The following is a 14,995-nucleotide window of genomic DNA, read 5'->3' on the forward strand; positions in this document are numbered from 1 at the left end:
CAAGCCATGAAAGCCACCATCTGGCATAATCCGAAATGCGGCACCTCGCGCAAGACGCTGGCGATTCTTGAAGAAACGCCGGGTGTAGAGGTGACCGTGATCGAATATCTCAAAAATCCGCCGTCCAAGGCCCAATTACAGGCGCTATATGCCCGCGCAGGCATCACCGCGCGCGAGGCCTTAAGGTCCAAAGAAGACGCAGCCAAGGCGTTGCTCGCGGCGAATGCGTCCGAGGATCAGATTCTCGATGCGATGATCGCCGATCCGATTTTGATCGAACGGCCATTGGTGGAAACCGACAAGGGCGCGCGCCTGTGCCGTCCGCAGGAAAAAGTGCTGGAAATCCTGTGAGCAACACCCCTTTCAAGCTCGCTGGTTTCGACATCGAAACCTTTGTCCGCGACACCTTGGCCGAAGATCTTGGCCCCACGGGCCGCGATGTAACGTCGGAATCCGTCATCCCCGCCGATGCGCGATTTTCCGGGACGATGGATTCGCGCGATGCGATCGTCGTCGCAGGCCTGCCGATTGCCGAGGCGTTTTTCCGCTTCCTCGATCCGGACATCGAGCTTGAACTTTTGGTGCAGGATGGCGACTTTGTGACCCCCGGCACCGATCTGATGCGGTTAAAGGGCAAGGCCCGCGCGCTGCTGACCGCGGAACGCTCTGCGCTCAACACGGTGCAGCATTTATCCGGCATCGCGACCATGACCCGCGCCTATGTCGACGCAATCAAGGGTACTGGCTGCATTTTGCTCGATACGCGCAAGACCATTCCCGGCCTGCGCGTGCTGGAAAAATACGCGACCCGCACCGGCGGCGGCACCAACCACCGCATGGGCCTGTGGGATGCGGCGATGATCAAGGACAATCATGTCGCGGTCGCGGGCGGCGTGGCCGAGGCCGTGCGCCGTGCCAAATCGGCGGGCATTGCCGAGGTTATTCTCGAAGTGGACCATCTCGACCAGATCGAACCGGGTCTGGCCGCAGGTGCAACCCATCTCCTGCTCGATAATATGGACCCGGATATGCTGCGCTCGGCGGTGGCCTTGGTCGCAGGCCGGGTGCCGACCGAAGCATCGGGCGGCGTCACCCTCGACACCATCCGCGCCAAGGCGGAAACCGGCGTGACCTATATCTCGGTCGGGCGGCTGACCCAATCGGCCCCGGCGGCGGATGTCGGTCTGGATTTCACGCCGCTCGATTAACCAGCTCGCCATTGCCCCAAATGGAAAACAGTGGTCGGGTTTAGAATATCTTTGTTGCGCTCAAGGCCCCTCTTCCGGTCTATGGCGCACAAATTACAGGCCTATGCCTGCATGAGCAAAGAAGACAGCATGACACGAACATTGACACATTTGGAGCGACTGGAAGCCGAGAGCATCCACATCATGCGCGAGGTGGTGGCCGAGGCCGAACATCCGGTGATGCTGTATTCGGTCGGCAAGGATTCGGCGGTCATGCTGCATCTGGCGCGCAAGGCGTTTTACCCCTCGCCGCCGCCCTTTCCATTGCTGCATGTCGATACGACGTGGAAATTCCGCGATATGTATGCCCTGCGTGATCGCATGGCGACCGAAAGCGGGATGGAATTGCTCGTCTATCAAAACCCGGAAGCTGTCGAAAAAGGCATCAACCCGTTCGATCACGGCCCGTTGCACACCGATATGTGGAAGACGGAAGGCCTGAAACAGGCGCTCGATCATTATGGCTTTGACGTCGCCTTTGGCGGCGCGCGGCGCGATGAGGAAAAGAGCCGCGCCAAGGAGCGCGTCTTTTCCTTCCGCTCGGCCAATCATCGTTGGGACCCGAAGAACCAGCGCCCGGAATTGTGGAACCTCTACAATGCCAAAAAGTCCAAGGCCGAGAGCATCCGCTGCTTCCCGATTTCCAATTGGACCGAACTCGACATCTGGCAGTATATCCATCTGAACGACATTCCGATTGTCCCGCTCTATTTCGCGGAAAAGCGCCCGACGGTGGAACGCGACGGCATGTTGCTGATGGTCGATGACGACCGCTTCCCGTTGCGCGACGGCGAAGTGCCGGTCGAACGCTCGATCCGTTTCCGCACCCTTGGCTGCTACCCGCTGACAGGCGCGGTGGAGTCTGAGGCGAAGACATTGCCCGAGGTCATTCAGGAAATGCTGCTGACCACCACATCGGAACGCCAAGGCCGCATCATCGACAAGGATGGCGGCGATGCGTCGATGGAGAAGAAGAAGCAGGAGGGCTATTTCTGATGGCGACCACATTGGATACCGCCCCGATCTACCAGACGGACGCGCTGATCGCCGAGGATATCGACGCTTATCTGGAATCGCATCAGCACAAATCGTTGCTGCGCTTCATCACCTGCGGGTCGGTGGATGACGGCAAATCGACGCTGATCGGCCGGTTGCTCTATGATTCCAAGATGATCTTCGAGGATCAGCTCGCGGCGCTGGAAGCCGACAGCAAGCGCGTCGGGACGCAGGGGCAGGAAATCGACTTCGCCCTGCTGGTCGATGGCTTGGCGGCGGAGCGCGAACAGGGCATCACCATCGATGTCGCCTATCGCTTCTTCACCACGGAAAAGCGCAAGTTCATCGTCGCCGATACACCCGGCCATGAACAATATACCCGCAATATGGTGACCGGCGCCTCGACCGCCGATCTCGCGGTCATCCTGATCGATGCGCGCAAAGGCGTGTTGACCCAGACGCGCCGCCACAGCTTCCTTGCCCATCTCATCGGCATTCGCAATATCGTGCTGGCCGTCAACAAGATGGATCTGGTCGATTACAGCCAGAAGGTTTTCGACGATATCGTCGCCGATTACCGCATCTTTGCCGATAGCATCGGGATTCAGGCGTTCACCGCCATGCCGATTTCCGGCTTCAAGGGTGACAACATCACCGCTTTGTCGCCCAATACCCCTTGGTATCAGGGCAAGCCGCTGATCCAGCATCTCGAAGAGGTCGAGGTCGACAATATCGCCGATCAGGCCAAGCCATTTCGCATGGCGGTGCAATGGGTCAATCGTCCGAACCTCGATTTCCGGGGCTTTTCCGGCCAGATCGCATCAGGCGTGATCAAGCCGGGCGACGTAGTTCGCGTCCTGCCTTCGGGCAAGACCTCGACCGTCAGCCGAATCGTGACGCTGGATGGCGATTTGGCCGAGGCCGTGGCCGGTCAGTCGGTCACCATCTGCCTTGCCGATGAAATCGACTGCTCACGCGGCGATGTGCTGGCGATTGCCGATCACCCGCCACAGGTCGCCGATCAGTTCGAGGCGAGCATCGTCTGGATGTCGGACGAACATCTGATCCCCGGTCGGCCTTATTGGTTGAAGCTCGGCACCCAAATGGTGTCCGCGACGATCCAGCCGCCGAAATATCAGGTCAACGTCAACACGATGGAGCATCTGGCGGCACGTACGCTGGAACTGAACGGCATCGGCGTGGCAGTGGTCTCGACCGACAAGCCGATCGTGTTCGAGCCTTATGACCAGAGCCGGACATTGGGCGGATTCATCCTGATCGACCGCATGACCAATGCGACGGTGGCCGCAGGCATGCTGCATTTCTCGCTGCGCCGCGCCCAGAATGTCCATTGGCAGGCGCTGGACGTGAGCCGCGAGGCCCATGCGGTGATGAAGAACCAGACCCCAGCGGTGTTGTGGTTCACCGGGCTTTCGGGCGCGGGCAAATCGACCATCGCCAATCTGGTGGAGAAAAAGCTCCATGCGCTCGGCAAGCATACGTTCCTGCTGGATGGCGACAATGTCCGCCATGGGCTGAACAAGGATCTCGGCTTTACCGAGACCGACCGGATCGAAAACATCCGCCGCGTCGGCGAAGTTGCGCGTCTGATGGCCGATGCCGGGTTGATCGTGCTCAGCGCGTTCATCTCGCCATTCCGCGCCGAACGCGACATGGTGCGCCATATGATGCCTGATGGCGAGTTCATCGAGGTCCATATCGACACGCCATTGGCCGAAGCCGAAAAGCGCGATGTGAAGGGCCTGTACAAAAAGGCCCGCGCGGGTGAGTTGAAGAACTTCACCGGCATCGACAGCCCGTATGAAGCGCCGGAAAATCCGGAAATCCGGATCGACACGACGAAGCTGTCACCGGAAGACGCGGCGGAACTGATTGTCGAAAGGCTGTTGGCTTGACCATGACCGATGGCGAACTCGCGGCCACGCTCGCCGAAAGCGCCGGACGCATCCTGCGCGAGGTGCGCGGGTCGGGTCTGCTATCGGCCAAGGCCTTGGGCAAGGCGGGCGATCAGACCGCCAACCAGTTCCTTATCCATGCAATCGGCGAACAACGCCCCGATGACGGGCTGTTGTCCGAGGAAAGCAAGGACACCGACGAACGTCTGAGCAAATCGCGGGTGTGGATCATCGACCCCGTCGATGGCACCCGCGAATATGGCGAGGCGCGCAGCGATTGGGCGGTGCATGTGGCGCTGGCCGTCGATGGCGTGCCGACCATCGGCGCGGTGGCGCTTCCGGATGCGGATATGGTGTTGCGTTCCGATCAGCCGGTGCGGCTCCCGCCCGCAGGTACACCGCTGCGCATGGTCGTCAGCCGCACCCGTCCCGCCGCAGAGGCGCTGGCCGTGGCCGAAAAGCTTGGCGCGACGCTGATCCCGATGGGGTCGGCAGGCGCCAAGGCGATGGCGGTGATCCGGGGTGAGGCCGATATCTACCTCCACTCCGGCGGCCAATATGAATGGGACAGTTGCGCCCCCGTCGCGGTGGCGCTGGCACATGGCCTGCAGTGTTCGCGCATGGATGGGTCGCCGCTCGTCTATAATCAGCGCGATGTCTATATGCCCGACCTGCTCATTTGCAGGCCGGAACATGCGGCAGCCATATTGGAACTCGTCGCGGGGCTGTAGGCCCTTATTTGCTCCACCGCGCAAAAATCGCGGTGGGCAGCAACAGGCCTCGCGATTCTTCACGCACGGCGAGTTCGCCGCATTCGACCGTACCGCCCAGATCCTGCATCATCTGGCGCATCAATTCGCCAATCGACAAGGCCGACATGCGGATCGCATAGACGGTGAGGAAGAGAAATTTGCTATTCTCGTCCAACAACGCGCGACAGTCCTGCAACAGGCCCGGCAGCCCTTCTTCCAGTCGCCAAATTTCGCCATTCGGCCCACGGCCATATTTCGGCGGATCGAGGATGATCCCATCGTAACGACGGCCACGCCGCCCTTCCCGCGCGGTGAATTTGGCGGCATCGTCGATCATCCAGCGGATCGGTTTATCTTCCATGCCCGAAAGCACCGCATTGCGCTTGCCTGCCTCGACCGACTTTTTCGACGCATCGACATGGGTTACCTTGGCCCCCGCACCCGCCAGCGCAAGGCTGCCGACCCCGGTATAGCCGAACAGGTTCATCACCTCTTGCTCAGGCGCAATCTGCCCGCGCATCCAATCCCAGACCGGCGACATATCGGGAAAGAAGCCCAAATGACGAAACGGCGTGCAACTCGCCTGAAAGGTCACATCGCGCCAATGCAGCGGCCAGCCGTTTTCCGGCAGGCGTCCGTTGATTTCCCAACGGCCCCCGCCATCCTCATCTGCGCCGGGCAGAAATTCGCCATCCGCATCCCAATTATCGAGCGCCGGCGCCCACATCGCTTGGGGTTCCGGGCGAATGAAGCGGCGCTTGCCATAACGTTCGAGTTTACGGCCATGGCCGGAATCGATCAGGCCATAATCATCCCAACCCTCTGTCACCATCGTGAGCATCGGTGGGAGTAAAGTATCTAGGGTCACGCCATCGCTCCTACGGTCGCGAATGCCTGTGGGCTGGAGAGCATCGCCTGCGCCGCGGCGCGGCATTGCGCCACTGTCACGGCTTCGCTTTGCGCCACCAATTCCGACGGCAGCACGATCCGGCCATGAATCTGGATTTGACGCGCCAGATTGTCGCAACGGGCCGCCACGCTTTCCAGCCCCATCAACAACCCGGCCCGGCCTTGCGCCTTGGCGCGATTGAGTTCCGCCTCGGTCAGATTTTCCGCCGCCTCATGCAATATTTGGCGCGACAATTCATAGGCCTCATGCGCCTGATCGTCATTGGCCGCGCAATAGACGCCGAACAGGCCAGTATCGCGGAACGGCTGCAACCAACTATAAATACTATAAGCAAGGCCGCGCTGCTCGCGCACCTGTTGGAACAGGCGAGACGCCATGCCGCCGCCCGTAATCGCCGAAAATAGCGACAACGCATGCAGGTCGTCTGCCGTGAAGCTTGTGCCTTGATAGGCAAAGGCGAGATGCACCTGATCAAGATCGCGCTGATCCGCCGTGCGTCCACCGGTAAAGGGCGCATCGACAATCGCGGGCATCGCCCCCGGCACCAGATCGCCAAAGCGCGCCTCCGCCAGTTTCAGCAATTTGTCCGCATCGACCTTGCCCGCTGCCGCCAGCACAAGATTGGAGGGGCGATATTGGGTCGCGATCCAATCGCCCAAATCGGACACATCAAAGCCGTTGATGCTTTCTTCATTGCCCAGCACCGGACGCCCCAGCGCCGCGCCGCCAAAGGCCGCCGCATGCAAATGATCGAACACGATATCGTCTGGCGTATCCCGGCTTTCGCCCAGTTCGGCCAGCACCACCTGCTTTTCGCGTTCCAGCTCGCCCGCATCGAACCAAGGCGCGCGCACCAGATCGGCAATCATGTCGATGGCGAGGGTCAGATCACCCGGCATGATCCGCGCATGAAAGACCGTATGGTCCCGCGCCGTCCATGCATTGAGAGAGCCGCCGACATCCTCGATATCCTCGGCAATCGCCTTGGCATCGCGGCTGCCTGCGCCTTTGAACACCATATGTTCGACCATATGGGCAAGGCCCGTCTTGGCCTCTGTTTCGCCGCGCGAACCGCTGTCGATATACAGACCGGCAGCAGCCGTCTCCATCCCCGGCATTTGTTCGACGGCGATGGTCAGGCCATTGGCAAGCCGGTGCAGTTCAACTGTCATCCGATGGGGGTCGCCCGCTCGGCGATCCAGTCTTCTACCGCCTGAATATCGTTCGGCAGCACGACATAACGCTCTTCGCGTTCGAACAAACCGGAAATCCGCGCGGGCAAAGGTGGCCGCTGGCCAGTGGCGCGTTCCACCGCATCGCGGAACTTGGCCGGATGGGCGGTCGCCAGCGTCACGATCGGCACCGACGGATCAAGATCCGCCTCCCATGCCGCCTGCAAGCCGATCGCCGTGTGCGGGTCGATAATCTCGCCCGAGCGCGAATAAGCGCGACGCATCGCGAGCGCCATGCCATCCGCATCGATGCGGGCGCTGGAAAACAGCCCTGCCGCCTCTTCGCGCATCGCCGCGGGGATCTGCATCGCCTTTGTCGCTTCGAACTCCTTCATCGTCGCCGCCAGCGCCGCGCCATCGCGACCATGCAGGTCGAACAACAGCCGTTCGAAATTGCTCGATACCTGAATGTCCATGCTCGGCGCCGCCGTGGGCGACACGCTACCGCAGGAATAATCGCCGACCGACAAAGCGCGGTGGAGAATATCGTTCACATTGGTGGCGACGATCAGCTTTGCCACCGGCAGCCCCATTTTCGCCGCGACATAGCCCGCAAACACATCGCCGAAATTACCAGTCGGGACCGAATAGGCGATTTCACGATGCGGTGCGCCCAGACGCACGCCGCTGTAAAAATAATAGACGATCTGCGCCATCAACCGCGCCCAGTTGATCGAGTTCACCGCCGACAGGCGGAAACGACCGGCGAACGACTGATCCGCGAACATCGCCTTGACCATCGCCTGCGCGTCGTCAAAGCTGCCCTTGATCGCGATGTTGTGGACATTGGGCGACAGCACCGTCGTCATCTGGCGACGCTGCACATCCGATACCCGGCCTTCCGGGTGGATCATGAAAATATCGACCTTCGCACGGCCCGCCAGCGCATCAATCGCCGCCGAACCGGTATCGCCAGAGGTCGCGCCGACCACCGTCAAATGCGTATCGCGGGGTGCCAGAAAACGTTCGAACAACAGGCCGAGCAATTGCAGCGCGACATCCTTGAACGCCAGCGTCGGGCCGTGGAACAGCTCCAGCAGCCATTGCGTTTCGTCGATCTGCTTGAGCGGCGTCACCGCATCATGCGAAAATCTGCCATAAGCCTGAGTGCAAAGATCGCGAAGACTCGCTTCATCCAACGCATCGCCGACAAAAGGCTTCATCACCCGAATGGCGGTTTCCACATAGGAAAGGCCAGACATCGCCGCGATTTCGTCGCGGGTGAAGGTCGGCCAGCGTTCAGGCACATACAGCCCCCCATCGGCGGCAAGGCCCGCTAAGGTGACGGCTTCAAAGTCGAGAACGGGGGATGCCCCGCGAGTGGAGATATAGCGCATGCTCGCGCGATTAGCCTTGATTGGCGTCCAACGCAACCAGCCTGCGACGTAGCGCGAGCGCATAAATGATCAACGCTGCCGTCGCGAAGAAAAACCACTGAAATGCATAGCCCAGATGATTGTTCGGAATGTTGCGAATATCGGGCTTTGCGCTGGCCTCCAGTCCCGGCGCAGCGACATCGGAAACCAAGGCGATCCGGTGCTTTGGATCGGGACCGATCACGCCCGTCACCGGCCCGCCGCGCCATTTCGGGCTATCCGGCTTGCGCGACCAGCCAATATCGACGGCCATCACCGGCGCATCGCCACCGCCCGCACGGCATTCCGCCACATGACGATAGCCGGTTTCGCCCGCTTGATTGGAACCGGCGCGCGCCATCATCCCCTCAACCGTTAGGCAGAGCCCGGCAGAGCGACGAAACAGGCTGCTGTCATCTCTTGGATTCGCCGGATATTCAATCGGCGGCAATGTCATCGCCCGTTCATAACGCGCGAGCAACGCCGCCTTTTCATCTGCGCGGCGCAATTGCCAAATGCCGAGTGCGATCATCACGGCCACGGCGGCAAGCACGATCAGGGTCGGGAGTAACGGTATGCGTCGCATGATTGATACCTTTTCGTAAAAGGCGGGCCAACACACCTTACTGAAGATCAAGCATCAATCCGGACGGACTAGCTGCCCTTCTCGTGCCTGATGCTGATATTCAAGGATCAACAATAGCGCCTTGCCGAACCGAAGGGAATAGACGACCCCGATCAGCGTCAACGGCACCCATAGCAACACATGCACCCACCAAGCAGGCTCGAACGCCAACTCAACCCAAATCGCGAGGCCGGAAATAATCCCGCCGATGATGAGGATGAGGAAAGCAGCCGGACCATCGCCGACGTTGAATTGGCCGAAATCAAAACCGCAGGCGCGGCATTTGGGAGCGAATCCGACAATCGTATCGAATAATGTCGCTGCCCCACAATGCGGACAGCGGCCCGCCGAGGCCGTAATCACGGCACCGGACAGACCGCTGTCTTTATTGGTCACGATAATATGTACCGTTCAATCTTTAGAGTACTGGCTTAACCGTGCAGAGCCGCGCCCCAGCTGCCCCATACATAGATGGTGGCAAACAGGAACAGCCAAACAACGTCAACGAAATGCCAATACCAAGCGGCTGCTTCGAAACCGAAATGCTGCTTCGGCGTGAAATGGCCCTTTTCGGCGCGGATCAGACAGACGATCAGGAAGATCGTGCCGACGACCACATGGAAGCCGTGGAAACCGGTCGCCATATAGAATGCCGCGCTGTAGTTCAGACCCTTAAAGGCAAACGGTGCGTGGATATATTCATAAGCCTGGATCGAACTGAACAGCAGACCGAGCAAAATCGTGCACCACAGACCCTTTTTCAGGCCATCACGATCACCATGCAGCAGCGCGTGATGCGCCCAGGTGACGGTCGTGCCCGAGCAGAGCAGGATCAGCGTGTTGAGCAGCGGGAAAGCGAACGGATCGATCACTTCGATGCCCTTGGGCGGGAAAACGGCGAGCGCAGCCGCGCCTTCCTGACCCGTCACGTTGGTAATCACGCCATCGGCGATCTGCAACGGCACCGGGAAAAGCGAGAAGTCGAAAAACGCCCAGAACCAGCCCACGAAGAACATGACTTCCGAAGCGATGAACAAGATCATGCCATAACGCAGATGCAGCTGCACCACCGGCGTATGATCGCCCGAATGCGCTTCTTTGACGACATCCGCCCACCAGCTGTAAAAAACAAACAGCAGTGACGCCACGCCGACATAGAATACCGCAGCGCCATAAGGCTGTGCGTGCATCCACATGATCGCGCCAAACGCCAATGCCAGCGCTGCCACCGCACCGGCCAGCGGCCAGACGCTCGGCGGCAGGATGTGATAATCGTGAGTTTTGCCTCCGGCCATTATCTATGCCCCTCGTAATATGTGATTCCCGAAGTCCTTAGCGACCTGATGCGCTTTGGTCCACAGGGTAGAATGTGTAGGAAAGCGTGATTTCGCTGATATCTTTCGTATCCGGATCATCCATGATCTTCGGATCGACGAAATAAGTCACCGGCATCCGCACTTCCTGCCCGGCCTTCAACGTCTGCTCGGTAAAGCAGAAACACTGTATCTTGCTGAAATATTTACCGGCCTGAATCGGCGTCACGTTAAATGTCGCGCGACCGGTGATGGGCGCAGAGGACAGATTCTTCGCGGTGTAAATTGCGATTTTGCGCGCGCCAATGGCAGCATTGTCCGTGAATTTTTCCGGCACGAAATGCCATGGCATACCCTCGGCGACATTGCTGTCGAACCGGATCGACAAAATCTTGCCAACAGGCTTGGCAGGCAAGGCCGATTCCGCGACCCGCATCGTCGTGCCGCCAAAGCCGGTGACCTGACAAAAAATGCGATAGATCGGCACGGCGGCAAAACCAAGAGCTATCATGGCCACGGCGAGCAAGCCCGCCAACGCCCCCGTCTTCGCATTGCGTTGAGCGAGCGCCGTCACCTTAACCGCCCATTTTTGCGATGGTGATACCGAATGTCAGGACGACCAGCGCACCCAACGACCATGCCATGACCTTTGCGCGCGCCAATTGACGGGCACGGACGGCGGCGGTGTATTCCAATTCGTTCATTGCATCACCTTATCGACCACAAGAACCCCAAACAATATAAACTGATAGAGGATCGAGTAAAAGAACAACTGCTTTTCAGGCTTCATCCCATCGCCCTCCACCGGGCGATGGATCAACACCCGCCAAGCAAGCCACATGAAAATCAGCGAAGTCACAATCGCCGTGATCCCATAAAGCGGGCCGGTCAAGTGCAATAGCCACGGCAGCACCGCCACTGCGACCATCGGCACCGTGTACACGGCGATATGCTGGCGCGTCACCTTCTCGCCCGCGATCACCGGCAGCATCGGCACACCCGCATTGGCATAGTCCATCCGCACATAAAGCGAGAGCGCCCAGAAATGCGGCGGCGTCCATAAGAAGATCAGAGCGAACAACAGGATCGGCATCACATCGAGCGACCCCGTTGCCGCCACCCAGCCGATCATCGGCGGAAAAGCGCCCGCCGCCCCGCCGATAACGATATTCTGCGCCGTGCGACGCTTCAGCCAGACCGTGTAGATCATGACATAGAACAGGATCGAAATCGCGAGGATGAAGGCCGCAAACCAATTGGCCGCCACGCCCATCAAAATGACCGAGAAGAACGACATGCCCACGCCGAAATGCAGCGCCGACTGACGATCCATCCGCCCTGCCGGCAATGGCCGCTGTGCCGTGCGCTTCATCTTGGCGTCGATGTCCGACTCATACCATTGATTGAGCGCCGCTGCCGCCCCTGCCCCCAGCGCAATGCACAGCACAGCTGCAAAAGCGAGGACCGGATGAAGAGTGGCGGGCGCCACCAGCAATCCGCAAAGCCCGGTAAACACTACCAAAGTCATCACGCGCGGTTTCGTCAGCGCAATAAAATCGCGCCAGTCGGCAGGCATCGGCAATGCGTTTGGAGACGCCAATTTGCTTGAAGGTTCAGGTAACATGATGTCCATCTAGCACGACAGGATCAAAAAAACAGCGGGCCATCTTAACCCTTAGGTCAAGATGGCCCGCCACTGTTTTAGCCTATTTGACCGAGATTAGTCGATCTTGGGCAGGGTTTCGAACTGGTGGAACGGCGGCGGGCTGGACAGGGTCCATTCCAGCGTGTTCGCACCTTCACCCCAAGGATTGTCCGGCGCCTTTTTGCCGGCAAGCAGCGACCAGATCATGTTGATCAGGAAGATGCCCACGCCAACGGCCATGATGAAATAGCCCTTGGTGGCAATGCCGTTCCAGAATGCCTGCGCATCCGGATAATCCGGGTAACGACGCGGCATGCCCTGCAAACCGAGGAAGTGCATCGGGAAGAACATCACGTTCACGCCGATGAAAAACACCCAGAAGTGCAGATGGCCAAGGAACTCATTGTACATGCGGCCCGACATTTTCGGGAACCAGTAATAGGTCCCGGCAAACAGACCGAACACCGCACCCAGCGACAGCACATAATGGAAATGCGCCACCACATAATAAGTGTCGTGCATGATGTCATCGACGCCGCCATTGGCGAGCACGACACCGGTCACGCCACCCACGGTGAACATGAAGATGAAGCCCAGCGCCCAAACCATCGGCACCTTGAACGAGAGCGAACCGCCCCACATCGTCGCGATCCACGAGAAGATCTTCACGCCCGTCGGGACGGCGATCACCATGGTGGCGGCGGTGAAGTACATCTTCACATTGACCGACATGCCGGTCGTGAACATGTGGTGCGCCCACACAACGAAGCCAACGACACCGATGGCAACCATCGCATAGGCCATGCCAAGATAACCGAACACCGGCTTGCGGCTGAAGGTCGACACGATGTGGCTGACGAGACCGAAGGCCGGCAGGATCATGATGTACACTTCAGGGTGACCGAAGAACCAGAACAGATGCTGGTACAATACCGGATCACCACCGCCCGACGCATCATAGAAGGTCGTGCCGAAGTTACGGTCGGTCAGCAGCATGGTGATGGCAGCAGCCAGCACCGGCAGCGACAGCAACAACAAGAAGGCCGTGACCAGCACCGACCATACAAACAACGGCATCTTGTGCAGGGTCATGCCCGGCGCACGCATATTGAAGATGGTGGTGATGAAGTTGACCGCACCCAGGATCGAGCTTGCGCCCGCAAGGTGGAGCGACAGGATCGCGAGATCGACAGCCGGCCCCGGCGAACCACTGGTGGAAAGCGGTGCATAGACCGTCCAGCCCGTGCCAGCGCCATTACCGATGCCACCGGACACAAAGGTCGAGCTGAGCAGCAGGACGAACGCCGACACCGTCAGCCAGAAGCTGACGTTGTTCATGCGCGGGAAGGCCATGTCCGGCGCACCGATCATGATCGGCACGAACCAGTTGCCAAAACCGCCGATGACGGCAGGCATGACCATGAAGAACACCATGATAAGACCATGGGCGGTAATCAACACGTTCCAGAGATGCAGAGCAGCGTCGCCCTGCTGACCGGACCATGCTTCCAGATACTGGATGCCGGGTTCGGCGAGTTCAAGACGCATCATGCCCGAAATCGCGCCACCGACAATGCCGGCGAAGACCGCGAAAAGCAGGTAGAGCGTGCCGATGTCCTTGTGGTTGGTCGACATGAACCAACGCGCAAAGAAAGCCGGCTTGTGATCGGCGTCATGATGATCATGACCGTGAGCTGCCTCGAAATGGGCAGCGGTGGCTGTTGTATCAGTCATTTCTATCAACCCTTGGTTGCAGCGGCTGGAGCGGCAGCAGCCGGTGCAGCAGCGACAGGCGCAGCTGCTTCCGGTGTCGTGCCAGCAGCAGGAGCGGCGGCTGCGGCAGGCGCGGCGACTGGCGCAGCGGCTGCTTCAGCCCCCTTCAACTTGCCGCCCTTGGACAGGACCCACTGATTGAATTCCGCTTCAGGGCGAACTTCAACGGCGATTGGCATAAAGCCATGACGCACGCCGCACAGTTCCGAACACTGACCGAAATACACGCCCGGACGATCAACCTTGAACCATGTTTCGTTCAGGCGGCCCGGAATGGCATCCATCTTGGTCCAGAAGGCCGGTACGGCAAAGCTGTGAATCACATCATCTGCGGTCACGATCAGTTTGATGACCTTGCCCGCAGGCACGACCATGCGATCATCAACGCCCAACAGGCGCGGACCATCGAGATCGGTGCGATAAGGCTGGCCAGCTTCGACCTGATCCTTTTCCTTCAGCATGTTGGACACGACTTCAAAGTCGCCATTGTCCGGATACTGATAAGACCAGAACCACTGATGGCCGATAACCTTGACCGTCAGGTCCGCCTTGGGCGGATTGAACTGACGCGCCAACAGGCGGATCGACGGCACAGCGACCAACACCAGAATCAGGATCGGAACCAAAGTCCAGATCACTTCGATCAAGGTGTTGTGCGATGTCTTGGAGGGGTTCGGATTGGCACCAGCGCGATACCGGAACATAACCCACAACAACAACAACAGAACAAACAAGGAGATGATGGTGATGAGCGGGAGCAGCACAGCATTGTGCATCCAGCGGCCATCTTCACCGATCTCGGTCACGACCGGCTGAAGGCCGATCATCGCATTATGGGGCTGACCGATTTCACTCGGCGCCAAACGTGCCGGTGCGGCAGGCTTTGCAGCAACAGCTTCAGGCGACGCTGCCGCAGCAGGAGTCGCGGCATCGGCAGCCGGTGCAGCAGCCACGGGAGCAGCGGCGCTTGCCGCCGGGTCCTGGGCCAAGGCAATGCCCGGCAAACCTGCCAGCGCCATCGCCATGAACATTGTTTTAATCGTCTTCATCTTACCCCCACCTCAAGGGATTCCGCCCCGTTTTGAAGCTCCTCCACAGGGTCTAAATCGTCGCGGCTTATAGGCGCGGTTTTTTTGCGCCTCAAGTCGTGATTTGAACCCCAATGACGGTTGCAGCCAAGGACTGCAATCCCTATCACGCCTGTACATTATAAAGCATCACGGGATTGCGC

General features: G+C 59.4%; 16 protein-coding genes. 5 read left to right on the forward strand and 11 right to left on the reverse strand.

Annotated features, from left to right (window positions below; genetic code table 11):
- The first annotated feature begins 6 nt into the window (after positions 1–6).
- From arsC to K6117_RS01825, 5 genes are all read left to right on the forward strand, one after another.
- The gene (arsC, locus tag K6117_RS01805) at positions 7–351 is read left to right on the forward strand and encodes an arsenate reductase (glutaredoxin) (RefSeq protein ID WP_221792056.1); all 345 of its coding nucleotides are present in this window, start codon (positions 7–9) and stop codon (positions 349–351) included.
- Positions 348–1,208, forward strand: a complete 861-nt coding sequence (gene nadC / locus K6117_RS01810; RefSeq protein ID WP_221792057.1) for a carboxylating nicotinate-nucleotide diphosphorylase — start codon at positions 348–350, stop codon at positions 1,206–1,208. Before arsC ends, nadC begins: the two co-directional genes overlap by 4 nt.
- A gap of 129 nt (positions 1,209–1,337) precedes the next feature.
- A complete protein-coding gene (cysD, locus tag K6117_RS01815) occupies positions 1,338–2,243 on the forward strand; it encodes a sulfate adenylyltransferase subunit CysD (RefSeq protein ID WP_246604755.1) in 906 nt (301 codons plus the stop codon).
- A complete protein-coding gene (gene cysN / locus K6117_RS01820) occupies positions 2,243–4,159 on the forward strand; it encodes a sulfate adenylyltransferase subunit CysN (protein ID WP_221792059.1) in 1,917 nt (638 codons plus the stop codon). The genes cysD and cysN overlap by 1 nt, the downstream gene beginning before the upstream one ends.
- 2 nt (positions 4,160–4,161) lie before the next feature.
- Positions 4,162–4,890, forward strand: coding sequence for a 3'(2'),5'-bisphosphate nucleotidase CysQ (locus K6117_RS01825; protein ID WP_221792817.1), 729 nt, complete (start codon positions 4,162–4,164; stop codon positions 4,888–4,890).
- 4 nt (positions 4,891–4,894) lie between these two features.
- Here K6117_RS01825 and K6117_RS01830 read toward each other — a convergent pair whose 3' ends face one another.
- The 11 genes from K6117_RS01830 to coxB form a co-directional block, all read right to left on the reverse strand.
- Positions 4,895–5,752 carry a class I SAM-dependent methyltransferase gene (locus K6117_RS01830; RefSeq protein ID WP_221792818.1) on the reverse strand — a complete coding sequence of 286 codons (858 nt, stop codon included), beginning with the start codon at positions 5,750–5,752 and terminating at the stop codon, positions 4,895–4,897.
- A 23-nt stretch (positions 5,753–5,775) separates the two neighbouring features.
- A complete protein-coding gene (locus K6117_RS01835) occupies positions 5,776–6,993 on the reverse strand; it encodes a M16 family metallopeptidase (RefSeq protein ID WP_221792060.1) in 1,218 nt (405 codons plus the stop codon).
- Complete coding sequence (gene thrC / locus K6117_RS01840; RefSeq protein WP_221792061.1) at positions 6,990–8,390, reverse strand: threonine synthase; 1,401 nt, start codon at positions 8,388–8,390, stop codon at positions 6,990–6,992. Before thrC ends, K6117_RS01835 begins: the two co-directional genes overlap by 4 nt.
- Positions 8,391–8,400: 10 nt before the next feature.
- Positions 8,401–8,994 (reverse strand): SURF1 family protein, encoded by a 594-nt coding sequence (locus tag K6117_RS01845; protein ID WP_221792062.1) that lies wholly within the window; start codon positions 8,992–8,994, stop codon positions 8,401–8,403.
- 54 nt (positions 8,995–9,048) lie between these two features.
- The gene (locus tag K6117_RS01850; protein ID WP_221792063.1) at positions 9,049–9,429 is read right to left on the reverse strand and encodes a DUF983 domain-containing protein; all 381 of its coding nucleotides are present in this window, start codon (positions 9,427–9,429) and stop codon (positions 9,049–9,051) included.
- A gap of 35 nt (positions 9,430–9,464) precedes the next feature.
- On the reverse strand, positions 9,465–10,328 hold the full coding sequence (locus K6117_RS01855; protein WP_221792064.1) for a cytochrome c oxidase subunit 3: 864 nt from the start codon (positions 10,326–10,328) through the stop codon (positions 9,465–9,467).
- A 37-nt stretch (positions 10,329–10,365) separates the two neighbouring features.
- Positions 10,366–10,920: a cytochrome c oxidase assembly protein gene (locus tag K6117_RS01860; RefSeq protein ID WP_221792065.1), complete on the reverse strand. Its 555-nt coding sequence runs from the start codon at positions 10,918–10,920 to the stop codon at positions 10,366–10,368.
- 1 nt (position 10,921) lies between these two features.
- A complete protein-coding gene (locus tag K6117_RS14525) occupies positions 10,922–11,050 on the reverse strand; it encodes a hypothetical protein (RefSeq protein WP_281422085.1) in 129 nt (42 codons plus the stop codon).
- A complete protein-coding gene (locus K6117_RS01865) occupies positions 11,047–11,970 on the reverse strand; it encodes a heme o synthase (RefSeq protein WP_221792819.1) in 924 nt (307 codons plus the stop codon). Before K6117_RS01865 ends, K6117_RS14525 begins: the two co-directional genes overlap by 4 nt.
- Before the next feature lie 96 nt (positions 11,971–12,066).
- On the reverse strand, positions 12,067–13,725 hold the full coding sequence (gene ctaD / locus K6117_RS01870; protein ID WP_221792066.1) for a cytochrome c oxidase subunit I: 1,659 nt from the start codon (positions 13,723–13,725) through the stop codon (positions 12,067–12,069).
- Between the two features lie 5 nt (positions 13,726–13,730).
- Complete coding sequence (gene coxB, locus K6117_RS01875) at positions 13,731–14,813, reverse strand: cytochrome c oxidase subunit II (protein ID WP_221792067.1); 1,083 nt, start codon at positions 14,811–14,813, stop codon at positions 13,731–13,733.
- Positions 14,814–14,995 lie beyond the last annotated feature (182 nt).

The sequence above is a fragment of the Alteraquisediminimonas sediminicola genome, assembly GCF_019740335.1.
In the GTDB taxonomy this organism is placed as follows: domain Bacteria; phylum Pseudomonadota; class Alphaproteobacteria; order Sphingomonadales; family Sphingomonadaceae; genus Alteraquisediminimonas; species Alteraquisediminimonas sediminicola.

What these genes read in the sequence shown, in the direction of transcription:
- arsC (WP_221792056.1), top strand. Translation starts at nt 7, where the DNA reads ATGAAAGCCACCATCTGGCATAATCCGAAATGCGGCACCTCGCGCAAG.
- cysD (WP_246604755.1), top strand. Translation starts at nt 1,338, where the DNA reads ATGACACGAACATTGACACATTTGGAGCGACTGGAAGCCGAGAGCATC.
- cysN (WP_221792059.1), top strand. Translation starts at nt 2,243, where the DNA reads ATGGCGACCACATTGGATACCGCCCCGATCTACCAGACGGACGCGCTG.
- K6117_RS01825 (WP_221792817.1), top strand. Translation starts at nt 4,162, where the DNA reads ATGACCGATGGCGAACTCGCGGCCACGCTCGCCGAAAGCGCCGGACGC.
- K6117_RS01830 (WP_221792818.1), bottom strand. Translation starts at nt 5,752, where the DNA reads ATGCTCACGATGGTGACAGAGGGTTGGGATGATTATGGCCTGATCGAT.
- K6117_RS01835 (WP_221792060.1), bottom strand. Translation starts at nt 6,993, where the DNA reads ATGACAGTTGAACTGCACCGGCTTGCCAATGGCCTGACCATCGCCGTC.
- thrC (WP_221792061.1), bottom strand. Translation starts at nt 8,390, where the DNA reads ATGCGCTATATCTCCACTCGCGGGGCATCCCCCGTTCTCGACTTTGAA.
- K6117_RS01845 (WP_221792062.1), bottom strand. Translation starts at nt 8,994, where the DNA reads ATGCGACGCATACCGTTACTCCCGACCCTGATCGTGCTTGCCGCCGTG.
- K6117_RS01855 (WP_221792064.1), bottom strand. Translation starts at nt 10,328, where the DNA reads ATGGCCGGAGGCAAAACTCACGATTATCACATCCTGCCGCCGAGCGTC.
- K6117_RS14525 (WP_281422085.1), bottom strand. Translation starts at nt 11,050, where the DNA reads ATGAACGAATTGGAATACACCGCCGCCGTCCGTGCCCGTCAATTGGCG.
- K6117_RS01865 (WP_221792819.1), bottom strand. Translation starts at nt 11,970, where the DNA reads ATGTTACCTGAACCTTCAAGCAAATTGGCGTCTCCAAACGCATTGCCG.
- ctaD (WP_221792066.1), bottom strand. Translation starts at nt 13,725, where the DNA reads ATGACTGATACAACAGCCACCGCTGCCCATTTCGAGGCAGCTCACGGT.
- coxB (WP_221792067.1), bottom strand. Translation starts at nt 14,813, where the DNA reads ATGAAGACGATTAAAACAATGTTCATGGCGATGGCGCTGGCAGGTTTG.